The 25,188-nt window shown below is 63.7% G+C and carries 13 protein-coding genes; 5 read left to right on the top strand and 8 right to left on the bottom strand.

Annotated elements, in window-relative coordinates; genetic code table 11:
- Positions 1-171: 171 nt before the first annotated feature.
- Together AC0L3P_RS25945 and AC0L3P_RS25950 are read right to left on the bottom strand one after the other, a co-directional pair.
- A complete protein-coding gene (locus AC0L3P_RS25945) occupies positions 172-2,403 on the bottom strand; it encodes a CHASE2 domain-containing protein (RefSeq protein ID WP_473306230.1) in 2,232 nt (743 codons plus the stop codon).
- A 147-nt stretch (positions 2,404-2,550) separates the two neighbouring features.
- Positions 2,551-12,036, bottom strand: coding sequence for a VCBS domain-containing protein (locus AC0L3P_RS25950; RefSeq protein WP_473306233.1), 9,486 nt, complete (start codon positions 12,034-12,036; stop codon positions 2,551-2,553).
- Positions 12,037-12,764: 728 nt separating this feature from the next.
- On the opposite strand from AC0L3P_RS25950, the gene AC0L3P_RS25955 reads away from it, so the two are divergent.
- The gene (locus tag AC0L3P_RS25955) at positions 12,765-13,496 is read left to right on the top strand and encodes a transglutaminase-like cysteine peptidase (RefSeq protein WP_354063683.1); all 732 of its coding nucleotides are present in this window, start codon (positions 12,765-12,767) and stop codon (positions 13,494-13,496) included.
- 156 nt (positions 13,497-13,652) lie between these two features.
- Complete coding sequence (locus AC0L3P_RS25960; RefSeq protein ID WP_473306235.1) at positions 13,653-14,777, top strand: lysozyme inhibitor LprI family protein; 1,125 nt, start codon at positions 13,653-13,655, stop codon at positions 14,775-14,777.
- Between the two features lie 106 nt (positions 14,778-14,883).
- Here AC0L3P_RS25960 and AC0L3P_RS25965 read toward each other — a convergent pair whose 3' ends face one another.
- The 6 genes from AC0L3P_RS25965 to AC0L3P_RS25990 all read right to left on the bottom strand — a co-directional run bounded on the left by AC0L3P_RS25965 (position 14,884) and on the right by AC0L3P_RS25990 (position 21,713).
- Entirely contained in the window at positions 14,884-16,083 is a 1,200-nt protein-coding gene (locus AC0L3P_RS25965; RefSeq protein WP_473306237.1) for an ABC transporter substrate-binding protein, read from the bottom strand.
- A 79-nt stretch (positions 16,084-16,162) separates the two neighbouring features.
- On the bottom strand, positions 16,163-18,001 hold the full coding sequence (locus tag AC0L3P_RS25970; protein WP_473306240.1) for an AMP-dependent synthetase/ligase: 1,839 nt from the start codon (positions 17,999-18,001) through the stop codon (positions 16,163-16,165).
- Between the two features lie 132 nt (positions 18,002-18,133).
- Positions 18,134-18,922 (bottom strand): ABC transporter ATP-binding protein, encoded by a 789-nt coding sequence (locus tag AC0L3P_RS25975; protein ID WP_473306345.1) that lies wholly within the window; start codon positions 18,920-18,922, stop codon positions 18,134-18,136.
- Positions 18,923-18,926: 4 nt separating this feature from the next.
- On the bottom strand, positions 18,927-19,685 hold the full coding sequence (locus AC0L3P_RS25980) for an ABC transporter ATP-binding protein (RefSeq protein WP_007599535.1): 759 nt from the start codon (positions 19,683-19,685) through the stop codon (positions 18,927-18,929).
- Positions 19,682-20,833: a branched-chain amino acid ABC transporter permease gene (locus tag AC0L3P_RS25985; RefSeq protein WP_473306243.1), complete on the bottom strand. Its 1,152-nt coding sequence runs from the start codon at positions 20,831-20,833 to the stop codon at positions 19,682-19,684. Before AC0L3P_RS25985 ends, AC0L3P_RS25980 begins: the two co-directional genes overlap by 4 nt.
- 4 nt (positions 20,834-20,837) lie before the next feature.
- Positions 20,838-21,713: a branched-chain amino acid ABC transporter permease gene (locus tag AC0L3P_RS25990; RefSeq protein WP_007605146.1), complete on the bottom strand. Its 876-nt coding sequence runs from the start codon at positions 21,711-21,713 to the stop codon at positions 20,838-20,840.
- A 263-nt stretch (positions 21,714-21,976) separates the two neighbouring features.
- On the opposite strand from AC0L3P_RS25990, the gene AC0L3P_RS25995 reads away from it, so the two are divergent.
- The 3 genes from AC0L3P_RS25995 (at position 21,977) to AC0L3P_RS26005 (ending at position 25,171) form a co-directional block, all read left to right on the top strand.
- Positions 21,977-22,726, top strand: coding sequence for an ABC transporter ATP-binding protein (locus tag AC0L3P_RS25995; protein ID WP_275170765.1), 750 nt, complete (start codon positions 21,977-21,979; stop codon positions 22,724-22,726).
- A complete protein-coding gene (locus AC0L3P_RS26000) occupies positions 22,723-24,249 on the top strand; it encodes a permease (RefSeq protein WP_473306247.1) in 1,527 nt (508 codons plus the stop codon). The genes AC0L3P_RS25995 and AC0L3P_RS26000 overlap by 4 nt, the downstream gene beginning before the upstream one ends.
- Before the next feature lie 109 nt (positions 24,250-24,358).
- Positions 24,359-25,171 (top strand): MBL fold metallo-hydrolase, encoded by an 813-nt coding sequence (locus AC0L3P_RS26005; RefSeq protein WP_473306249.1) that lies wholly within the window; start codon positions 24,359-24,361, stop codon positions 25,169-25,171.
- Positions 25,172-25,188: the final 17 nt, after the last annotated feature.

Below are 25,188 nucleotides of genomic sequence, written 5' to 3' on the forward strand. Positions count from 1 at the left end.
CCCCGCCCCCGCCCCCCCCCCCCCCCCCCCCCCCCCCCCCCCCCCCCCCCCCCCCCCCCCCCCCCCCCCCCCCCCCCGCGGCCCGCCCCCCCCCCCCCCCCCCCCCCCCCCCCCCCCCCCCCCCCCCCCCCCCCCCCCCCACGGAGGGTTTGGCCATTAGCAAACGCCCCCTTACTTCGTCAGCAGCGCATAGGCCCCGGTCCACCCCTCCGGCGGCGGATTGACCTGGAATTCCTTGATGCGCACTTCATAGAGCTTGAACAGCTTTTCCAGCGTGTCCGCATCCTCGCTCTTGCGCCCGCGTTCGATCGCGTCCAGCGCGCCCTGCCAGTCGCGGCTGCGATAGCAGGCGAGCATTTCGATGGTGACGTTGCGCAGCCGCTGGAACGCGCCCGAATGCATCACGTCCGCGCGGCCGGCGATGGCGTAGATCACCTCCGGCTCGGTCTTGCCCTTGACCATGATGAAGTCGAGTTCGAGGATCGCGAACTTGTCCTTGGCGGCGAGCGCGGTGCGGGAGCCGACGATAATGGGAAAGCCGTACTCCTTCGACTGGCCTTCCAGGCGCGAGGCCAGGTTCACGCTGTCGCCGAGCACCGAATAGTTCTTCTTCAGGTCGGAGCCCATGTTGCCGACGACGCCGATGCCGGTGTTGAGACCGATACCGACATTGAGCGGGATGTAGACGTGGCCGCCATCAATGGCTTCCTGCTCGCGGTCCTTGTTCACCGCGTCGATCTTCTCCAACATCTGGATCGCCGCTTCACAGGCGTTGACCTCGTGCTCGGCATCGTCGAGCGGCGCGTTCCAGAACGCCATGATGGCGTCGCCCATATATTTGTCGATATAGCCCTTCTGATCGATGATCACGTCGGTCAGCGGGGTCAGGAAGCGGTTCATCAGCGCGATCAGGCCCTGCGGATCGTGCTTGTAGGTTTCCGATATGGTGGTGAAGCCACGCACGTCGGAGAACATGATCGTCATCTCGCGCTCCTCGCCGCCGAGCACCAGCTTTTCCGGCGACTGCGCGAGCTGCTCGACCAGCACCGGCGACATGTATTGCGCGAACATGCCGCGGATCTGCACGCGCTGCCGCTGCTCGCGCACGAAGCTGGCAAAGATCAGCGTCAGATAGATCGCCGTGGTCGAGAGCAGAGGATAAGTGAAGTCGATCAGATAGCGGTGCTGCGCATAGAAGAACCAGGACACTCCGATCAGGATCGCGGCGAAGGTCGCGCCGGCAAGCACGAGGCGGACTGGTCCGAGGTTCGGCGTGAAGATGATGACGAGCAAGCCGATGACGAGCGCGGCGAGCAGCTCGACGCCGAGCGCATAATTCGGCTGGGAGATCACCGCGCCGCTCAGCACACTCTCCAGCACCTGGGCGTGGATCTCGACGCCGGGCATGGTCGAGGACACCGGCGTGGTCTTGATGTCGTTGAGCCCGACCGCGGAGGTGCCGACCAGCACCAGCTTGCCGGCGATCTTGTTCGGCGCAACGGTGTTGTCGAGCACGTCGGCCGCCGAGACGTAGATCGAGGGATCCTGCCGCGCATAATGCACCCAGAGCTGACCGTTCCTGTCGGTTGGGATCTCCACGCCCTTGAGACGCACGGCCCGCACGCCGGTCTTATCGGTCCGAACCAGCAGCGTTGGCGTGCCCGTGACGACGCGCAAAATCTCGAGGCTGAGCGAGGGCATGACCATGCCTTGGGCGCGCATGATCATTGGCACGCGCCGGATCAGGCCGTCGCGCTCGGTCTTGATCGAGAACAGACCGCGGCCGGCCGCGACCTTCTCGATCTCGGGCACGTTGCGCAACAGCCCGGGAAACTCGAACAGGAAGCGCTCAGCACCCTCTTCGCCGACCGTTGCGACGCCAGTAAAGGGCAGCGACTTGTCGACCTCGGACGAAATCGCCCGCTGCCCGGTCTCGCCCAAGATCACGCGCGAGCGCTTGATCGCTTCAGAGAGTATCTGGTCGTTGCTCGGCAGCTCGCGCAGCTTGGCGCGGGTGGCGTCGTCCAAGTAGCGCATCTGGCTCGCGACCAGATCCGGATTGAGCCGGTCGGCCTCCGAGAACACGATGTCGAAGCCGATCGCCACCGCCCCGTGACTGGTGAGGTTCTGGATCAGGTCGGCGATCCGCGTCCGAGGCCACGGCCACTGGCCGAGCTTGGCGAGGCTCTTGTCGTCGATGTCAACGATGGTGACCGGCCGCGCCGTCTTGTGGCGCGGATCGATCAACTGAAACATGTCGAAGGTGCGCAGCCGCAGTTCCTGGATCGGCGGCGGATCCCAGAGGCGAGCGCCGGCGAACAGCACCAGCAGCGCAAGGCACATCAGCCGCGCAAACCCCAACTTCCGCGCAAACCACCGCCGCAGGATCTTGAGACGTTTCATTTCGACCGGACTTCCTGCAAACCCGCACCTCGCGTGCGCGGCGATAATGGAGCGCCGGCCCGCGATTGGCCATTCCTGAATGCGGAGGACTATGGAATTTTTGCCGCGGTCGAGCTGCGGGCCGACAGCAGGCAGGCCCGGCCGCGATCAGGTGATATGGAAGATGAAATCGCTACCCTTGAGACTGGCTGCGATCACGTTCTTGAGCAACAGAGCCTCATGCTCGGTGATCGGCGCGCCCTCCAGGGGATTTACCTGCTGCTGCCAGGTGACCAGCGTGTCGTCGGAGTCCTGCTGCTGGACGATGGTGAGATTGTTGATGGAGCTGACACTCGAGAACTGCCGCAGGTCGATCTTGTCGAGGCCCCCGGTGAAGTCCGTGATGGTGTGCGAGAAGTCGGTGAGGGGTTGCCCGTTATCGTCGTACAGCACGCCCGGTGCGAACACGAACTGATCCTTGGAGTCGCCGCCGGTCAGCGTGTCGTTCGTATCGGTGCCGAAGATGACGTCCTTGCCGCTGGTGCCTTGCAGGCTGACGCCCTGGCTGGTGTCGCCGGCCTCGTTGAAGATGAAGTGGACGGTGTCGAACAGGCCCGTGGTCTTGTCCGTCACCGTCAGTGTGATCTGGTCGGTCGCGGGCGGGGTGGCTCCTGGAATGTAGGTGACCCCATCGGCGAGGGCGGAGTTGATATCGTCGAGGTTGCCGCAAGCCGTCCCCGGATCGACGCTGCTATCTGGATCATGCCCGGTTACTGCGGTCATCTTGAAGTCGTCCGTCGCGGCACCGGAATCGGTGTCGACGACTGAGAGACGGGTGATGGAGTCGGTGTTCAACTCGTTGCTGTGCGAGACCTGGAAGTGATCGGTGTTGATGACAGGACCGTAGGCGGGTGGCGCCGTCACTTCCGTATCGATAGTGGTGAGGTCGTGCGAGACAGGCGTCGTTCCGCCGGTGCCCGTCGCCGTAAGATCGATAATCGCGGGCGACGAAGAAACGGTGATTGCACCGGTATAGGTGTCGTCGAGGGCATGCACGCCCAACGCATCCGGCGTCCCGGTGAAGCCAATGGCCGGCACGAACCTGATCAGCGTATCCGTGCTCAGCACCAGTGCGCTCGTGTCGCTGACCAAACCGATGTCGACCCATTGATCGGTGCCGTGGAGCTCGTACTGCCAGATGCCCTGCGCAGCAGAGGCCGTGTCCGACGTCACCGCGACCGCGGTGAAGCTTGCACCGGTGTCGACGTCGTGGAATTTGTCCGTGAACAGGCTGACGATCGTAGCTCCGCCCGGATTGCTCTCGTTGCCCGTAACCGAGGCCAGCGTCGTGCTGTCGAGCGTCGGCGCGTCGTTGGTGCCGTTTATGTTAATGGTGACGACGCCGTTGCCGGTGCCGGTCGCCGTGTGCCCGTCGCTCGGCACGATCGTGTATTGCAGCGAGAGTGTCTGGCCGGCCGCGAGGAAGTCGAAGGCATGGCTGCCCGAATTGAATTCCCACGTGAACTGGGCGTGGTTGGCCGTGCCATTCAGGATTTCGCCAGAGGGCACGGTGAAATAGTTCAGCAGGTCCGAGGCCCACAACCCTTCGAACCCGTCCGCCTTTAGATCGCCCTGGAGATAAACGTCGACATGGTCATTGCGCGCGACGCTGACGTGATCGGCGGTGTCGAGATCGGACAGCGTCAGCGTGCCGGTCTTGTCCAGCCCCGCATCGGTCTCGCTCACGGTGGCGACGGCGTTGTCGCCGCTTGCGGCCGTGATCACCGGCGCGTCGTTGGCGCCTGTTACGTTCACCTCGAACGTCGCCGTGCCGACGGCGCCTTGCGCGTCCGTGGTCTGCACCGTGAACGTATCGATATGATTGCCTTCCGAAAGCGCGTTGATCGAAGCCGCGTCGGGAACGTAGGTGTAGGTGCCGTTTTCGTTGACCGTCAGCGAGCCGTACAGGCCAGCCGTCGTCCCGTGACTATCCGCGTTCAGAACGGCATAGGTCAGCCCCGCCGTCTCGCCATGGTCGGCGTCGGTTCCGACCAACGTTCCCGTGATGTCCGAGAAGCTGTCGGCGATCGCCGTATCGACGAGCGGATCCGTGGTGACCGCGGCCAGGGTCGGTGCGTCGTTCTTGCCGGTGACCGTGATCGTGACGTTGGTTGTGGCGGTCTCGCCGTAATCGTCCGTGATCGTGATGGTGGAAACGACCTTCGCGGTCTGGTCCTTGGCGAGGAAGTCCAGCGCTCCGTCGGCGATCGAATAGCTCCAGGTGACGGTGCCATTGTTCAGCCCAGCCTGCGGCAAAAGCGTCAGTCCGCTCTTGAGCGCCGCGATATCGTCGGGCGTGAGCAAACAGGTGAGGTTGGTGATGTGATCGGCGCCAAGCGAGGTCACGGCTTGGCCGGTGATCTGTGCCGTCGGAAGGTCGGTCAGGTCGATGTCGGTGAAGTCGATCGCGCCGGTCGCGGGCGTTGACGTATCGGACGTGGCGAAGTCGCCGGTGGCATCCGCCTGCTCGGACACGCCCCCCGCCAGCACGCCGCCGGCGGTGAAGGCCGGCGCGTGGTCATCGGTCATCGTGATCAGCGTGTGGCCGGTGCCGTCGTCACTCCCAGCGAAATGGGCATTGCTGTAGTCGGCGCCGGCCAAGTCCAGGCTGATGTGATTGCCGTCCGCATCGGTTACCGTCAGCACGCCGCCGGTGGAGGGATTGCTGTTGGCGACATAGACTGCGCTGGTACCGAGCCCGTATTTGATGGTCGACAGATCAATCGTGTCGTTCGTAGACAGCGCGCCGATAGAGCCGCCAAAGGCCGATGTATCGATCTGAAGATGGGCGCCGTCGCCGTCGAGCGTGATCGTTTGCGTGGCCGTCACCGTGCCCTCGAGCTTCAGCCACGCGCCGACATCGACGGTGACCGAGCCCGCACCGGACAGCGAGCCGAACAGCGTCAGCGCCCCATTATGGACCTCGATGCTGCCGGCATTGGCGATGGTGCCCGTGATCGACGCCGTGCCCCAGCTGTCGATGGTCGCGCAATTCTCGACGCTCAGCCCGGTCCCTGAGATCGACGCGCCATGCAGATCGATGGCGCCGTGGTTGACGATCGACGACGCATTGCCGAAGACGCCCGTGCCGGCGACGGTCCAGGTGCCGCCCAGCTCATTGTTGAACGTCGCGGTGGCGACCGAGATATTGCCGTTGATGTGACCGGCATTGTTAATCGTGATGGCGCCGCCGGTCTCGACGATGGCGTAGGTCGCAGCGGTCACGGACGAGGCGAGGGCGGGTCCGATCGTTCCGGTGGCGGAATTGTCGATCTGCGCGATGCCGGTCGCGTTCTCCTGGATGAAGATCGCCGCATGGGCGCTCGGGGCCGCGATCGATCCGGTATTGGTGATATGGGTCGAGCCGGTCGCGCCCGATTCGTTCTGCGTCACGCTGATGCCGGCGAGGCTCGTGCTGGTGATAGCACCGTGATTGACGATGGTGACGTCGCCGCTGCCGTTGGCGATGGCAGACACGCCGACCGCGCCGGTAGCGGAGCCATTATTGGTGACGCTGACGTCGCCGCCACCGTGATCGAAGGCGCCGATCGCCGTACCCGCGGCGGCAATCGAGGATGTCGCGCCGGTCGTGACCGTGATGTTGCCGGCGGCCCAGGTGAACGCCTCGATGCCATAGCCCGCATCGGCGATAATCGTTGCATCGCTCGTGACGGTGACGTCGCCCTTGACCGCGCTTGAGAACACGCCGGTGCCGCCCGGCTTATAGCCGGCGATGATCCCACCCGGAATGGTGCCGTCGTTGTTCGAGGTCGAGCCGGAGTGGATCGTGCCATGGGCCTCGACGAAGATCGTGCTCCCGATGCCGGCAGCGATCGCAGTGGCGTAGTTGACCGCCACGATACCGGTGCTGCCAGACGTGATACTGTCGCCGTTCGCCATGGTGACGCTGATGTCGCCCGCATCGATGCTGTAGGCCCTGATGCCGTAGCTCGTCGCACCCGAGATCGTGACATTCTGGCCGAGCACGACCGTCACGTCGCCGATGCCGCCGCTCAATGCCGCGGCGTTGATGCCGACGCTCTCGGAACCCGACACAGAGATCGTCGTCCCGGCAAAGCTGATCACCGTGACGTCGCCGTTCCCGTAATTATAGGCGTTGATGCCGTGACCGGCCAACGCGGTGATGTTGGCATGGTTGTTGACGACGACCGTGCCGTTGACCGCGGTGTTGGCGTTAGTGCCATTGGTGGCACCGGTGTAGCCGGCCTCGATGCCGCCTGGCGGATTGCCGCCGAGATTCAGGCTGCTGCCAGAATTGATCGTGCCGTAGGCATTGACGGTGATGGTGCTGGCGGATGCCGCGCCGAGCACGTTTGATCGGTTGACGGCGACGATCCCGGAACTGCCCGAGGTGACGACGCTGCCGACCTTGGTCGTGACGGCCTGGTCACCGGCGCCGTAACTGCGCGACCGGATACCATAGATCGAGCTGCCGGTGATCACGCCACCGGCGTTGATGGTGATGTCGCCGCCGCCCTGCGTAACCGCATCGATGCCGTATGCGCCGCCGACAGCGCCGCCGAGCTGGGTGATCGAAATGCCGCCGGCGCTGGCGCTGTTCAAATTCTCGACAAGAACGCCGACCGAATTCGCGCCGGTGCCGGTCGCCTTGCCGGTGAGATTGTTGACGGTGATACCGCCCGCGCCGGTCGCGCTGTCGCGCAGCCAGATGCCGTGGCCGGCGAGGCCCTTGATGTCGCCGGTCGCCGTGAACGAGATATCGCCGGTGCCGTTCTGGGTGACCGCGACGCCGTTGGCCGCGCCAGTCAGTGCGCCGGTGGGCGTGAGAACGATGTCGGCGGGCGTTGCCGATGTGCCGCCCGATGCGGTGAAGTCGAGTGCATCGCCGCTCGCTGTCGTGATATCGGCCGCGCCCTTGATCGTGAACGTGCCGGCTTTCGTCGACTGGCCGGCAATAGTGCCAGTGAAGCTCTGGCCCGCCACCTTGTCGAGTTGCAGCGTGTCGACGCCACCGGCGAAGGCAATGGTCTGCGCCGTCGCCCCCGCGAGCTCAAGCGTCGCACCATCGTCGATGATCACCGAGCCGACACCACTGAGGCCACCGGCGAGGTTGAGCGTGCCGGTCTGGACTTCGATGGCGCCGGTGTTGGTGACGCCAGCCGTGATCGTGTTGAGGCCGGAGACGCTGTAGAGGTTACCCAAATTGCTCAGGCTGCCGCCGTTGATCGAGACATCGGACAGATAAAGCTTCGATGTGCCGTCGACCGCGATCATTGCGCCGGTGTTGGTGACTGTGGCGGTCGTCAGCTTCAACGCGCCGCCGGTCACCGCCTCGATCAGGCCGTGATTGGTGATGGCGTGGAGAATGCCGGGATCGATCGTCAGCGCGCCGCTGGTGACGGAGATCGTGCCGCTGTTGGTGACATCCGCGCTGTCGACAGCGCTCGTGCCGGTCGATTCCAGCGTGCCCGCGATCATCACAGTACCGCCGTCGACGGTCGCGCCCGACAGGGTCAGGTTTTTGCTCGCATCTACCTTGACGGTGCCACCATTGCTGATCGTGGCTCCCGCAACTGTCGTATCGTCGAGCGTCAGCGTGACGCCGCTCCCGACCGTCACAGCGCCCTGGTTCAGCGTGGCATTGCCGTCGATCTTGCTGTCGCCCGTGACGTCGATCGTACCGCTGTGGTTATTGATGGTGCCGCCTGATACCTCGGTGCCAGACAGCGTCAGCGTCTGGCCGTCGTCGATCTTGACGATGTGGCCGGTGTTGGTGAGGACGTCGTTGAGCAGCGTCGCGGCACCCGCGATCTCGAGCATGCCGTTGTTGGTGATCGCGCCCTTGGACGCGGTCGAGGCACCCTTGATCGTGGCACCGTCCTTGAGTTTGACGGTGTTATCGAGCGCAATACTGGACTTGTCAGTGATGACCGTGCCGGAGACGGTGACGCCATCCAGAGTCAACTCGGCGTCGGCGGTGACGGCGGCGACGCTGAGGATGGCTCCCCCGTCGATCTTGCTGGCGCCGGTAACGTCGATCGTGCCGACGCCCTTGACGGCACCGCCGCTGATCGTGGCGTCGTCCAGCCTCAGTGCGGCATTGGCATCGACGATGAGGTTGCCGCCGGAATTGTCGACCGTCGAGCCCTGATCGACCGTCAACGTGCCATTGGCAAGCACCTCGATCGTGCCGGCGTTGGTGACAGTCTCGTTATCCAGTGCGTTGCCGGTGCCGCTGACCTTGAACGTTGCATTGTTGTTCAGGGTGCCGCCACTCAGCACCGCAGCGCCGGTGAGATCAATCTCGCCGTTACCCGTGACTGTGCCGGTTCCGCTGATCGTGGCGCCGTTGACCGTCAGCTTGCCGTTGGCATCGACCGTGATGTTGCCGGTGTTGGCAACGGTCGAACTCTGGTCGATCGTCAGCGCGCCGTTTGCCAGCACTTCGATCGTGCCAGTGGTCGCATTCGTGATCGTCTCGTGGTGGAGCGCGTTGCCGGTGCCGCTGACCTTGAACACTGCATTGTTGTTCAGGATGCCGCCGCTCAGCACCGCAGCGCCAGTCAGGTCGATCTCGCCGTTGCCGGTGACGGTCCCAGCACCGCTGATGGTGGCGCCGTTGACCGTCAGCTTGCCGCTGGCATCGACCGTGACGTTGCCGGCATTCGCGACGGTCGAACCCTGGTCGATCGTCAGCGCGCCGTTCGCCAGCACTTCGATCGTGCCGGTCGTCGCATTCGTGATGGTCTCATGGTCCAGCGCGTTGCCGGTGCCGCTGACCTTGAAGGCCGCATTGTTGTTCAGAGTGCCGCCACTCAGCACCGCAGCGCCGGTGAGATCAATCTCGCCGTTATCGGTGACCGTGCCGCCGCCGCTGATCGTGGCCCCGTTCACCGTCAGCTTGCCGGTCGCATCGACCGTGACGTTGCCGCTGTTGGCGACTGTCGAGCCCTGGTCGATCGTCAGCCAGCCATTCGCCAGCACCTTGATCGTGCCGCCGGAGGCGTTGGAGACGGTCTCGTGGGCGAACTCCGCTGTGCCCTTGACGTTGACTGCCCCTGAATTGTTCAGCGTGCCGTTCTCGATCAGGCTGGTGCCGTCGAGCTCCAGCGTGCCGAGAATCGTCACGGTGCCACCGTCGACCGTCGCGCTGTCGACAATCAGCGTCGTGCCGGCATCGGCCTTCAGCGTGCCGCCGGCATTGTGGATCGTGGCGAGCGTCGTCAGCGTGCCGCCGAACAGCTCGATCGTGCCGGAATTGGTGATCGTGGTACCGCTGGCGAAATCGCCGCCGCCCTTGAGCGTCAGATAGCCGGCATTGGTGAGGACGCTACTGTCCAGGAACTCGGCCTTGCCACCAACCGAGATCGTACTTGCCGTGAAATTTGTGAGCTTCGAATCGGCCTTGAGGCTGATCTCGCCCGCGATCGTCAACGCACTCTTGTTGATCACTTCCGGCGCCGTGTGGCCGACCGTAGTGTCGTAGTCGTTCATCGTGATCGACTTGGCGTAGGCCGCGGTGTCGATCGTCACCGGATAGGACGGCGTCAGCCCGTGCAACTGATCGGTGATGACGATGACGTCGTCATTGATGGTCGGGACCGTGCCGGTTGCCCAGTTCGCGGCGTCCTTCCAGAAGCCGCCGGAGGGAGCGCCGGGCTTGTCGGTCGCGATCCACACCACGGCGGGAGCGTCGGTGCCGGTGATCGTGACGGTGATGGCCTGCTGCGAGGTGGCGCCTTGCGCATCCTTGAGCGTCACGGTGTAGACCAGCGTCAGCACCTCACCCTTGGGGATGAAGTCGGCGAGATAGACCGGCAGGTCAGCCAGCGACCAGTTGATGGTGCCGGTACCGTCTCCGGTGCTGTCGGCACCCGCCGCAATCGCGACTGACATCGCGCTCTGGAACGCCGCGAGCGGCCCCGGCGGAACGGTGCCATCCGGCAGGGTCGCGCTGGTCAGCGCCACCGACACCGTATGCTTGTCGGTGAGATCGACGTCGTCGAAGCTCAGCGTGCCCGTCGTCGGAACATCGCTGGTGAGCGGGCCACCCGGCACGCTGGTGCCGCCTTCGAAGATGATGACCGGAACGCTGGTGGTGATCACCGGCTTGTCGTTGGTGCCGGTGATCGTGATGGTGATGTCGATGAACGACGTTTCGGGATTGACCGAGAAATTATTGTTGACGCGAACCTTGTAGGTCAGCGTCAGCGTTTCACCGGCCGCGAGGAAGTCGAAGACGTGGTCGGGAATGGTGTAGGTCCAGACCGCCGAGCCGTTGTTGTTGTTACCGGCGGCTGCGGCGACGCTGATCTGGATCTGCGTTGCCGCGATGTCCTGCTTCTGGAGTGCAGAGAGCGCGCCGGTGACATCCTGCTGGCCGGCGTTCTTGTAGACAAAGTTCGGCGCATCGCCGAGGTCTATGCTCACCGTCGGCCGGTCGCCCAGGTTCTGGTCGACGAAGGTGATCAGGCCGGAGATCGTGTCGGAATGAGTTGTGTCGCCGGTCGTGTCCGCGCGCTCGATCAGCTCGAACGCCGTCTTCACATTGCCGTTGAGATCGAGGCTTTGACGAACAGGCGGGCCGGGAATGCGGGTACTGGTCGACGGATCATGGCCGGACCCCTGCGATGTCGGCTCAGGGAGATGCGTGAAGGTCGCGGTCGCGGTGGCACCGGTGTCCGTCTTGATGAAGACAATGTTGCCGGTCTGCGTGATCGAGTCCGTGAAGTTCTGGGTCAGCTTGGTGTTGCTGTTGTTGTCCGTGAACTTCAGCGTGAACACGTCCGTGATCAGCTTCTGAATGTCCGGCGACATCAGGGCATTGGAGATCGAGACGTTGCCGCCGCTGATCTGGATCATCTGGCCGGCCTGGTTGACTGTCGCGATCGGCAGCAGCGTGACCTTGTCGAACAGGATGTAGGAGCCCGTGGTGCCGTTCGGCTCGACCAGCACCTGGAAGCTCGCCTGCGGCTGCGGATCGCCGCCGCCGGCGGGAACAACGAAGTTGATCTGGGTCAGCACCGCCGTGCCGCGGATGCCCATGGTGGCGACCGGCGTGTCGATCTTCATGTCGCCGTGCTTGGCGGTCTCGCCGGCGACGAAGGTGATGGTGCCGGCGACCAAGCTCAGCAGCGAGGAGTTGCTCGACCCGTTGGGGTCGTAAACCATCTCGTTCAGCACCATCCGCGCATTGGAGGACAGGCCGAACACCGTGCCGTCGATGAACGTGATGCCGAGCGTCGAGTCGCCACCGGTCGAGACCACGTCGCCCTTCTCGACGTTGTCGCCGTTGTTCAGGATGACGGAGACGCCGTTACGGACCGCGGTCGCGCTGCCGGAGAGCTTGGTGACGTGGCCGATGACCTGAGCGGCGGCAATGCCGGAAGCGGCCTGCGCATATTGCACATGGCCGGTGAGTGCGTTGACGACGTCCCCGGTGAGGTGCGCGCCGTCGGGTGAGGCGATCGCCGCGCGCTTGTCGCCCCTGAAATAATCGTGAACGACGAAATCGTGCCCATCATGGGACAGCACGAGGTCGAGACCGGCGCGCTTGAAATCGCCGTTGAAGATTAGGTTCGGGTCGGGAACCACGAATGCGCCATCAGGCACGTGACCGTGTGCCTTCGCGATAAAGGAATCGACATGGCCATCGGCGGGCGATCGGGAACCCAAGCCGTCCAAGGAAATCGCGGCGTCAAATTTGCCAGCGTAATTCAATCCGGGCACCAAAAAAGGAGTTAAAATCTAAGTAAGTATCGCTCGCCTAAACTTGCATATCATTACCAAGTCCTTAGCGAAACCACCTATTGCTTGTGTGATTTCGCATCACCAAGCGGTCCATGCTCCCGCGCGGCGGGGCATCCGCAGAGAAGGCAAAGTAATTTTTGAAATATTCATAAGTAAAGCACCGCTTATTTCCGCTCATTTCAAGTCACCCCGTGTATTCCATTGTAGAAATCCTACAATAGATACTTTTGTCATCTTTTGTTCGTGGTACCCCGCACCACCCTGCGGCAAATACCGAGCCAAATCTGTGATCCAACTAACAGAACTCGTGAAATAGCGACCCGTTAGCCATAAGGCGCAGAATTAGTTCCACGACAACTTGTGCCTGCAATTGGTCCCTCTTCGCGGCAACCGCCGCCCTCCTAGCCGGCGAATCGTAAAATTTTACGCAATTTGAGCAGACCCGTTTTAGCCTGTTGCCCGGTTTTGGGATCCCAGCCGGGCGCGTTAAGCAGAACAAAACCGCCTGCCTCGCACTATCTCCCCGAAAGCAACAAAGCCCGGCACGTACAGGTCGAGGGGGACCTGGCGAAGCTGGAAGGGGATGTCAGATGGAGACCGCTGCTCGTTCGCGCGCTTGGCGCGTAATCCTTGTGCTGTGCGGATTGATCCTGCTCGGATCGGCCGCCGAGCTTCGCGCTGGCACGCTGCTGTCGCCGGGAGCCGGCGTCCTCGTGCGCAAATCCGCCGAGCCGTTCGGCGTGTTCGCCTTCGCCATCTCCGCCGGCAGCCTGCAACAGAAATGGCTCGCGCTGAGGTCCAGGCTCGACGATGATATGGTGCAACTCGCGCTGTGCGACGGCGACCGGGACAATTGCGCTTCGCCCGCTGCGCTGAAACTGCTCGCCATCGTCGACCAGGCCCGCAGCCGTGACGGCCGCGCTCTGCTGGGTGAAACCAATCGCGCTATCAACCTCGCCATCCGTGCCGCCGATGACGGTTCTGAGGACGTCTGGAGCTCGCCGCTCGCGACTTTCGCGCGCGGCGCCGGGGATTGCGAGGACTATGCCATTGCCAAGCTCGCCGCCCTTAAGCTTGCGGGCGTCGCCACCGAAGATCTCCGCATCGTCGTGGTGCGCGACGTCAGGGCCGGCGAAGAGCATGCGGTTGTCGCCGCACGGCTCGACGGTCACTGGCTGATGCTCGACAACCGCCGCATGGCAATGGTCGAGGACGACGCTGCACGGAGCTACCAGCCGCTGTTCGTGCTCTACCGGTCGGCCGTGATGAAATATGTCGACGAACCCGTACGGTTCTCGATGATCGCCGTCGACGCGCATTGATTTTCTTGTAGCCCGGATGGAGCCACCGGGTCGGCGCACAGCGCCGCCCCGGTGGCTCCATCCAGGCTACCAGCACAAAGTACGCTTACCCACAAAGCCATTCCACAGTGCGATCCGGGACGCTAGCATGGCCGCGGCTATGCGGGGGCGACTGGAATGCGGTTCATCGTGCTGACTGTGCTTGCGCTGCTGGCCTTGCCGGCGGCTCCAGGCTTCGCGCAATCCGGCCCGTCCGACCGCTCCGTCGCCGACAGGCTGCCGCTGTTCGCCAGGAACAACTGCCAGCAGATCCGCGATCCCGGCAATCAATTGTTCTGCGGTGATGCCGAGCTTGCCGCCGCCGCCGAGAAGCTGAGCACGGGAATCGAGGCGCGGCTTGCCCGCCTGCCCGATCGCCTGCCCGGGATCGAGGAGAACGCGATCTGGGTCCGCCAGCGCAACCTCGGTTGCGGCATCGTCGGCCAGACCGCGATCCGCGCCGACGATTTCGACCGGGTGAAGGCGTGTCTTCTCAAGGTGACCGATGAGCGCGCAGCGATCGTACGCGATCCGGATTTCGACTGTCTCGCCGCCAACACCGCCGCGGGCGCGCTGATCTGTGCGGACCCGTCGCTGGCGCTTGCCGAGACCGAGTTGAACAGCCATGTCCTCGGCCTGATCGGCAAGCTTGATCCGACCGCGGCGCGCTTTGCCTTCGCCGAATATGGCCGGTGGACGCGGGAGCGCGATCGCAGATGCGATCTGGTCGGCAAGGAGAACGTGCCGCTTGGGGAGCTCGAGTCCGCGGAGGACTGTCTCGCCGGCTATCTGAAGCACAAGGCCGACGAGATTGGCGCCGCGAAAGGCGATCCGAAGAAGGTGTTTGGCCGGCAGGTCGCAGCCCGCGCGCCCGACACCGATGCCGTCGACTTCTGCGCCGCGCGAATCCACGCGGCCAATTCCTGCGGCAACTTCCTCCGCATCAACCGCGTCTACGCGCTCGACAGCCAGGTGGGCGAGCAGGAGGCGCAGGTCACGGGCGAGATCGAGATGGCCGTGCTGGCGCCCTTCGCCACCTGCAGCAAGGTCGCCACGACGTGCACGGGCACCTGCTGGGACGCCAGAACGGGTCGTCCGCAGCCTGGCGTCGGCAACAAGGAGCGCTCCGCAGACGCCTTCAACGTCACACGCCGCCTCAGGATCCAGCGCACATTTGCGTTTGTGAAAGCCGCCGATGGCTGGCGCTGCCGGGAAGATGAACTGGCTCCGGTGAATTCAGGCACCGCGGGCGGGGGATCGTAGGGCTGTGTCCTCTCCCTCTCCCCGTTCTTATGGGGAGAGGGTTGGGGTGAGGGGCTGCCTCAGCGAATCCGGTGATAGTTAGACGCGGAGAACCCCCTCACTCGGATCAAAACATCAGATTGTCCTTCACCAGAACCCAGCGGCCGCCCTTGACCTGCTGCACCTGGGTGATGGTGCTGGCGAGGTGGTCGGTCTTGGAGAACTTCGTCGGAGGCGAGTTGAAGATGTCGACGAACTTGTCTCCGGATTCCAGCGCGTCGAGCATCTTCTGACCGGTCAGATCATTTCCCGCCTTCTGCGCATAGAAGGCGAAGGTCATGACCGCGTTGTAGCCGATGATGGCCTGAGTGTTGGCGTCCGTGCCGAACATCTTCTTGTAGGTGGCGAGCCAGTCCTTGACCTTTCCTTTGGCGGTGTCCTCGTAAGGAATCTCGAACAGAGCGGCGGCATAGAGGCCTTCCACGGCTTCCTTGCCGAGCATGGGCACCTCCATCACGTTGGTCGGCGTGGCGCCGAGGAAGGTGACGTCCCAGCCGAGCTTCTTGGCTTCCGTCATCGCGCCGATGGGCTCACGGAGCACAGCGCCGAGCACGACGAGGTCGCAGCTGTCGGACTTCATCTTGGCGATCTGCGCGCTGAAGTCGGACGCACCGCGCTTGTAGCTCGTGATCGAGGCCGGCTGGACCTTCATGGCAGTGAGCTGCTGGTTGAAGCCGTCGAGCACGTTCTTCCCGTACTCGTCATCCTGATGCATGATGCAGGGCTTCTTGAAGTTCTTCCACTCCATCATGTATTTCAGCGCCGCCCGCGTGCTCTCGACATAGGGCAGCAGATTGTTGAACTTCAGCCGCTCCTGCGGCTTGGCGGGGTCGAACTTGAACGTGAACTCCGCCGCCGTCAGCGGGAAGAGCTGAAGCACGCCGGCGTCGAGCAGGATATCCTGCGCCGCCAGGACAGTCGGCGAGCCCATTGCCCCCACCATCGCGAAGATCTTGTCGCGCTCGATCAGCTTCTGCGATGCGAGCACGGCCTTCTTCGGATCGTAGCCGCTGTCCTCGACGACAAGCCGAATCTTTCGCCCCTGGACGCCGCCGGCGGCGTTGATCTCCTCGACCGCCATCTTCATGCCGTTCGAGACTGGCACGCCCCAGCCCTTGATCGGCCCCGACAAATCCTGATGGGTGCCGATGACGATCTCGGAGGCCGAGATGCCCTCATTGGTGACCTTGGTCTGCGCCGCGGCCGGCAAACAGGTGAGCACCACCGCGCCTGCCGCAAAGCCGAACGTTCTCAACGATCTCGACATTGACGTCTCCTCTCCTTGGGGCCCCTATGATGCGAAGGGTGGGGCCATCACTCCTTCGCTGTTATTCAAACAAGATTGTTCAAGCCACGGCCCGCGTCGGATACATCGCGTCGATCTCGGCGGCATAGCGCTTGTTCACGAAGCCGCGCTTCAGCTTCATGGTCGGCGTCAGCTCCTCGTCCTCCGGAGTGAGCTGGCGTTCGATCAGATAGAATCTCTTGATGGTCTCGACGCGGGCGAAATTGGCATTCACCGCTTCGATCTCGCGCCAGATCAGGTCCTGGATCTCCGTCGCGCGGCACAGGCTGGCATAATTGGTGAAGGGAATGTCGTGGTCCTGCGCGAATTTCTCGACATTCTCCTGGTCGATCATCACGAGGCAGGTGAGGTATGGCCGCTTGTCGCCGATCACCACTGAATCCGAGATGTAGGGCGAGAATTTCAGCTGGTTTTCGATCTCGGACGGCGTGACGTTCTTGCCGCCGGAGGTGATGATGATATCCTTCATCCGGTCGGTGATGCGGACGAAGCCTTCATTGTCGATGGTGCCGACGTCGCCGGTATGCAGCCAGCCGCGATGGTCGATGGTCTCAGCTGTCCTCTCCGGCTGGTTCAGATAGCCCATGAACAGGAAGTCGCCCCTGATCAGGATCTCCCCGTCGGGCGACAGCGCCACTTCACCCCACGACACCGCCTTGCCGACCGAGCCGAGCTTGATCCGCTCCGCCGGCATCATGGTGGCGACACCGCAATTTTCGGTCTGGCCGTAGACCTCGTGAATGTCGATGCCGAGCGCGAGAAACCAGCGGATCAGCTCCGGTGCGATCGGCGCCGCGCCGGTGAAGGCGATGCTGCAACGGTCGAGCCCGATCATGCGGCGAATGTTGCGGAATGCGAGCCGATAAGCGATGCGGTTCGCGATACGCAACGACAGCGGCGGCGGTTTCCCTTCGATCCTGCAATCGACCATCCGATAGCCGATATCGATGGCGCGCCGGTAGACCCATCGCTGCAGCGGAGTCGCGTCCTTCAGCGCGATGGTGATGGCGGAATAGAATTTTTCCCAGATGCGCGGCACCGCAAGGAAGATGGTCGGCTGCACCTCGCGCAGGTTGTCCGGCACGGTCTCCGGACTCTCGGCAAAGTTCATCACCGAGCCGAGCGCGACCGAGATGTAATAGCCGCCGATCCGTTCGGCGACATGGCAGAGCGGCAGGAAGATGAGCCGGTCCTCATCCTCGCGCGCCGGAATGAAATCGTTGGCGTGCCGCATCTGGTGCGTGACGCTGCGATTGGCGTGCATGGCGCCCTTGGGCGGGCCCGTGGTGCCGGATGTATAGACGAGGACAGCGAGATCGCTCGCGCCGCGACTGTCGACCATCTCCTGCCACAGCGCCTCACGACCGGCCATGTGGTTGCGCCCGAGCGCACGGAACTCGTCGAGCGACATCACCATGTCGTCGGAGAAGCCGCTGAGGCCCTCCATGTCGAACACGATGACCTTTCGCAGAGACGGACAGCGCGCGCGGCAGGCCAGGATCTTGTCGAGTTGCTCCTCGTCCTCGGCGAAGATCACTTTCGTCCGGGAATCGTTGACGAGATATTCGACCTGGGATGAGGCATCGGTCGGATAGATGCCGGAAGAGACACCGCCGGCGCACAGAATGCCCATGTCGACATGGACCCATTCCGGCACGGCGTTGGCGATGATGGAAGCGACGTCGCCGGGCCTGAAGTCGATGGCGTGCAGCGCGTAGGCGACCTCCTTCGAGATCTCCAGCCATTCGCGCCAGCTGGTCGGCTGCCAGATCCCGAATTTCTTCTCGCGTATAGCCGGCCTGTCGCCCCGCGTCTCCGCGGCGCGCAAAAAGCTTTTCGCGATCGTGTCAGCGACCGTCAGCACCGCCGGTCGGGCCATGCACGTCTCCTCCTTGTCGCGTTCCCCTCCGCTGCCTGCCTTGCCGGCGGTCTATTTTGGCGGATGGACTCTGGTATTTAACGCTTCCTCCGACGCCAAATCTTAACGCCAGGTCTTCTAACGCCAAGTCTCCTAACGCCAAGTCTTCTTCTTTTTCCAGCGCCGCTCGCCTCGTGCGCCCGCTTCCTTGGCGCCAAGGTAGAATTCCTGGATGTCCTTCGAATGCATCAAGCGGTCGCAGCTGTCGTTCATCACGATCCGGCCGATCTCCAGCACATAGCCATAGTGGGCCGTCTCCAGCGCCACCTTGGCGTTCTGCTCGACCAGCAGAATCGACATGCCCTGCTCCTCATTGACGCGACGAATGATGGCGAAGATCTCCTTCACCAGGATCGGCGACAGCCCGAGCGAGGGCTCGTCGAGCAGCAACAGCGTCGGCCGGTTCATCAGCGCGCGGCCGATCGCAAGCATCTGCTGCTCGCCGCCGGAGAGCTGTCCGGCCGGCTGGTTGATGCGCTCCCTCAGCCGCGGGAAATAGCCGTAGACGCGCTCCAGATCTTCCGCGACGCCGTTACGATCCTTGCGCGGATAGGCGCCCATCATCAGGTTCTCGCGCACGGAGAGGAATGGGAACACCTCGCGTCCCTCCGGCACATGGCTGAGGCCCAGCCGCACGATCCTGTCCGCCTCCATGCGCTGGATCGACTTGCCCATGAACTCGATGGCGCCCTTCTGCGGATCGAGAATGCCCGAGATCGTCTTCAGCACCGTGGTCTTGCCGGCGCCGTTGGCGCCCAGCAGCGTGACGATGCGGCCGCGCGGCACTTCGAGCGAGATGCCGCGGATCGCCATGATCGGCCCGTAATAGCTCTCGATGTTGGAGAGTTTCAGGATGATGTCTGGTGTCGCCACGGCATCCATCGCGTCAGGCTCCCAGATAGGCGGCGACGACATCGGGATGCTCTTGCACTTCGGCGGGCGAACCCATCGCCAGCACCCGGCCGTAGTTCAGCGCGATGACGCGGTCGGAGACGCGGTTGACCAGCGACATGTCGTGCTCGACCATGAGCACGGTGACGCCGAGCTCGCTCTTCAAGTCGCGGATCCAGAACGACATGTCGTCGGTCTCCTCCACATTGAGGCCCGAGGACGGTTCGTCGAGCAGGATCAGCTTCGGCTCCGAGCATAGTGCGCGCGCCAGCTCGATCACCTTGCGCACGCCGTAAGGCAGCCCCGAGATCAGCTTGTCGCGGTAAGGCTCGAGATCGAGGAATTCGATGACCTGCTCGACCCTGCGGCGATGCACCTTCTCGTCGGCCCGTACGCCTGGCAGGAACAACAGCTCCTGCCAAAGCTGCGTGGTCGAATGCCGGTGGCGGCCGACCAACAGGTTCGACAACACCGTCGCATTCTCGAACAGCTCGATGTTCTGAAACGTACGGGCGATGCCGAGCCTTGCGATGTCATGGGGCGGCTGCTCCGTGATGTCCTGATCCTCGAAAAAGATGCGACCCGAGGTCGGCCGGTAGATCCGCGAAATCAGGTTGAAAATTGAGCTCTTGCCGGCGCCGTTGGGCCCGATGATCGAGAGGATCTCGCCCTTTTCGACCGCGAACGACACCGCATCGACGGCCTTCAACCCGCCGAAATGCAGCGACAAGCTCTCGGCGCGAAAATAGCTCATCGGTTGCGCTCCGACTTCACGTAGATCTTCTGCCGCTTGAAGGTGGCGCGCTTGTAGAGCGGGAACAGCTGGAAGAAGAGTTTTATCTTGAGCCAGCGGCCGTAAAGCCCGAGCGGCTCGAACAGCACGAACAATACGATGATGATGCCGTAGATCGCACCTTTCAGGCCGTTGAGCGAGGCAAAGGCCGCGACCTTGGACTGGACATTGGCGGCGGCTTGCGTGCCCGCTCCGAAGGTCGCTGCAATGCCGGCGATGATGCCGGGCATATCGTCCTTGAGGTAGGTCAGGAAGGGATCGATCATCACGATGAAAATCGCCCCCAGCACCGCGCCGTGCAGGCTGAAGGTGCCGCCGATCAGGATCACGATGATGAACTCGATCGAGAGCTGCAGCGTGAACATCTCCGGCGAGATGAAGGAGAGCTTGTGCGCGAACAACACGCCGGCGAAGCCGGTAATCGCCGCGGAGATCGCAAAGGACTTCACCTTGTAGAGCGCGACGTTGACGCCCATGCTGCGCGCCGCCGTCTCGCTGTCGCGGATCGCGACGAAGGCGCGCCCGGTCGGCGAGCGCAACAGGTTGAGCGTACCGACGATCGTCAGCACCAGCACCGCGAGGCAGAGGAAATAGAAAGTCGGGCTGTCGCGCGAGACTGCGATCCCAAACAGCGACACCGCCTTGACCCGCATGCCCTCGTTGCCGTTGGTGACGCTCTCCCAGCGCGCCAGGATCTCCTCGACAATGAAGGCGAAGGAGATGGTGGCGATGACGAGGTAGATACCTTGCAGCCGCAGCGCGGGGAAGCCGACCAGCGCACCGATCAGCCCGGTCAGGAGCCCGGCGGCGAGAAAGTAGACCGGGAACGGCACACCATATTTCTGCAAATAGGCCGCCGTATACGCACCGATCGCGAGAAACGCCGCATGCCCGAGCGAGGCCTGCCCGGTGAAACCCGTCAAGATCAGCAGCGCCACGCCGACGGTCGCGTAGATGCAGACGAAGACGAGCTGGCTCATCAGATAGCTGGAGAGCACATAGGGCGCGATCAGCAGCACGGCCAGCAGAAGACCGTATGAGACGTAATAGCCCGAATGCGGAAACAGCCGGATGTCGTCCTCGTAGTCGGTCTTGAACAGGAAGCGCATGCGTTCAGACCTTCTTGCGGACGTGAAGGCCGAACAGGCCTTCGGGCTTGAGCAAGAGCACGGCGAGCAGCACGATGTAGGGCGCGACGTCCTTCCAGCCCTCGGCCAGATAGAAGCCGGCCATGCTCTCGATGACGCCGATCAGGACGCCGCCAACGACAGCACCGGGGATCGAGCCGAAGCCGCCGAGCACGGCGGCCGGGAACGCCTTCAGGCCGAGCACCAGACCGACATTGGAATGGATGAAGGTGATCGGCGCCAGCAGCACGCCGGCGCAGGTCGCAACCGCCGCGCTGATCGCCCAGACGATCGAGACCACGCGCTTGACCGGGATGCCCATGTAATAGGCCGCCAGCATGTTCTCGGAACTGGCGCGCATCGCGGTGCCGAGCGTGGTCTTGTTGAAGAACAGCCAGAGCAGCGCGCAGAGGATGACCGTCGCCGCAATCACCGAGAGCTTGTCATGGGCGAGCACCAGCGAACCGATCCGCAGCACGCCCTGGCTGAACGGCGTATCGATCTTGAAATCGTCGGTGCCCCAGATCATGCCGGAGACCGAGCGCAGGAAATAGCCGAGCCCGATGGTGGCCATGATGATGGAGAATTGCGGATAGCCGAGGATCGGCCGCACCACCACGCGCTCGGCCAGCATGCCGAACAGCGCCATCGCCGCCACCGCGCCGGCAAAGCCGACCCAGTAGTTCAGCCCCATCATGCCGATGAAGGTGAAGGCAAAGAAGCCGCCCAGCATCATCAAATCGCCCTGGGCGAAATTGACGACCTCGGTGGCCTTGTAGACGAGTACGAAGCCGAGCGCGATCAGGCCGTAGACGCAGCCGAGCGCAACACCGCTGACCAGCTGCTGAACGAAATCCAGCATCGTCGCGCATCCTCCCGATACAACCGGCGGTTCTTCCAGACCGCCTTGCCGCATCTTGTGTTCAGTCGCTACGCAGTCGTTTCGCTGCGTTCGCGCCATTCGTCCCTTCGCCAATTCAGCCTGAACCGCCCAGCGCTGTCAACAAACGGTGACTTGCCATTAGTCCAATCCGGATGACGGAATTTGCGGTAGCGCGATTCACGGTGCCGAAACATCTTCGGGGCATGGTCGCGAGCGATGCAAAACCGCAAGGTGTGGCCGTGATGAAGCGGGATGACTCGGCGCTCGAAGTCATGGGGTTAACGAAGCGTTTTGACCGTCTGGCGGTGGATAACCTCGATCTCACCATCCATGCCGGTGAATTCTATGCGCTGGTCGGCCCCAACGGCGCCGGCAAGACCACCACTTTGCGCATGGTTGCAGGCCTTTTGCGGCCCGATGCCGGCGCCGTCTCCATCTTCGGCATTGATGCGCTCGAAAACCCCGTCGCCGCCAAGCAGGTGATGGCGTGGGTCTCCGACGAGCCCATGATCTACGACAAGCTCACGCCGCTCGAATATCTCGAATTCGTGGCCGGTCTGTGGGGCATCGCACCATCGGGCTCGGAACCGGTCGCCGCCGAGCTCCTGAACTCGCTCGGGCTCGAGCCGCACCGGCACGAACGCTGCGAGGGTTTTTCCAAGGGCATGCGCCAGAAGGTCGCGCTCGCCGGCGCACTGGTGCACGATCCCCGCCTCATCATCCTCGACGAGCCGTTGACGGGACTGGACGCCGTCTCCGCCCGCCATGTCAAGGGACTCCTGAGCGAGCGCGTCCGCGCCGGCTGCACCGTCATCATGACCACGCATATCCTCGAGGTCGCCGAACGCATGGCCGACCGCATCGGCGTGATCGCAGCCGGCCGCCTGGTTGCCGAAGGCACGCTGACCGAGCTGCGCCAGCAAAACGGGCACGCCGATACCAGCCTGGAAGATCTGTTCATCGCGCTGGTGACGCTGCAGGAAGCCGCATGAGCTCGGCCACTGCGCTGTCCTGGTTCGCCCGCCACGAGCTCCGGCTCGCCTGGCGCGAATGGCTCGCCATGATGACCGGCGGGCGGCGCAAACGAACGCGTGCCGCGGTAATCGGCCTGCTGTGCTTCGCGGCGCTGCTGCACGTGCCGGCCTGGGCGGTGATCGGCCGCTTCGCCGACCTGCAATTGCCGCTCGACAAATCCTCGCTGATCGTGATCTCGGCGACGATTTTTCTCGCCTGGACGCTGATGCTGTCACAGGCGATCGAATCGGTGACGCGGGTGTTTTACGCACGCGCCGATCTCGACCTCATCATGTCCTCACCTGCGACGCTGGCCAATCTGTTCTCGGTGCGCATCGCCGCGATCGCGCTCACCGTCACGGTGATGGCGCTGCTGTTTTCGACGCCCTTCATCGACGTGCTGGTGTTCGGAGGCGGCGCGCGCTGGCTTGCAGCGTTCGGCGTCGTCGTCGCCATGGGCCTGTCGGCCGCAGCGATCGCGATCGCCGTCACGATCCTGCTGTTTCGCCTGATCGGTCCGGCGCGGACACGGTTCGTCGCACAGATCCTCGCTGCGATCATCGGCGCCGGCTTCGTGATCGCGCTCCAGGTCGCGGCGATCATGTCCTATGGGACGCTGTCGCGCTTCACCATCCTGACCTCGGGTAGCTTGGCCACTTATGCGCCCGATGCCGAGAGCATCTGGTGGTGGCCGGCGCGGGCGGCGATGGGGGACGCCGAAGCGCTTCTGCTGCTCCTGGCGCTCGGGCTCGTGCTGCTCGGAAGCGTCATGGCGATCTTCTCGGGCCGCTTTGCAGACACGGCGATCGATGCCGCCGCCTATGGCGCGGCCGGCCGTCGCAGCGCGAAGGAGCGCCCGTTCCGCGGCGGATCGCGGCAGCATGCCCTGCGGCGCAAGGAATTTTCGCTGCTCTGGCGCGATCCCTGGCTGATCTCGCAGACGCTGATGCAGCTGCTCTATCTGGTGCCGCCGGCGCTGCTGCTCTGGCGCAACTTTGCCGACAGCTCCGCGGCGCTGACGCTGATCACGCCGGTCATCGTCATGGCGGCGGGTCAACTCGCCGGCGGGCTTGCCTGGCTGACGATCTCGGGCGAGGACGCGCCCGACCTGGTTGCGACCGCGCCCCTGACGCCGTCCAGCGTCATTCGCGCCAAGATCGAGGTGGTGCTGATCGCGATCGCCATCATCTTCTGCCCGCTGGTCGCGGCACTCGCTTTCGCCTCGCTGTTCCAGGCCGCGGTCAGCGCCGGTGCGGTCATCGTCAGCGCGGCCTCCGCCACCGCCATCCAGCTCTGGTTCCGGGTGCAGGCCCGGCGCAGCCAATTCCGCCGCCGCCAGACCTCGTCGCGGCTTGCGACCGTCGCCGAGGCGTTCTCCTCGATCGGCTGGGCTGCCAGCGCCGCGCTGGTGCTCACGCTCCCCATCGTCGGTCTCGTCAGCGGCCTGATCACCGCGAGCCTCGTCACCCTCACCTGGAAGTTCAGCCCGCGGCGGGAGTAAGAATGGGCGGCGTGAGGGTGCGACACTGGCGCGCTGTTGATCGCGCGCTGTTGGCCACGCGCTGCATTGCACGCTAGACTTTCCCCTGAAATTCATCGGGGATGGATACATGCGGCGACTGGTTTCGGCGGTTCTGGCGCTGTTCGGCGCATTCCTCTCACCTGCCCTCGCCCAGCAGCCCCAGCGCAGCGAATGCCTAGCGATGGCGAATGCGGCACCCCGCGTGACGCCGGTGGCGTTCCGGCAGGCCGCAGCCCCGGCTGAAGTCCAGATTACCTATGCGGGCCATTCGACCTATTTCATCGACACGCCCGGCGGCTTGCGCATCGCCACCGACTATAGCGGAGCCTACCAGGTGGGACGGCTGCCCGATGTCGTCACCATGAACCGGGCCCATAGCACGCATTACTCTTTATATCCCGACAAGCGCATTCCTCGTGTGCTGCATGGCTGGGGCGAGGACGGCAAGCCGGCCATCGTGTCGGAGCGCATCGGCGACACCTTCATCCGAAACGTCACCACCGACATCCGCCGCTATTTCGGCGACGATTCCGGCTCCGACATGATCCGTGACGGCAACTCTATCTTCATCTTCGAGGTCGCGGGTCTCTGCATCGGCCATCTCGGCCATCTTCACCACAAGCTCGACGACAGCCACTTTGCCCAGATCGGGCGGCTCGACATCGTGATGGTGCCGATCGACGGCACCTACACCATGTCGCTCGACGGCGTCTCCGAGATCACCAAGCGGCTGCGCGCCTCGGTCGTGCTGCCGATGCACCGCTTCGCCACCCCGCTCGACGAGTTCATGCGCCTCATTGGCCAGCAGTTCGAGATCGACCAGCGCATGGAGCGAAGTTTCCGGATGTCCCGGGATGCGTTGCCTTCGAAGCCGACCGTGATCATCCTCGACGGGGTGTGACGCGCAATTTTCTCCAA

The sequence above is a fragment of the Bradyrhizobium sp. WSM4874 genome (genome assembly GCF_055811835.1).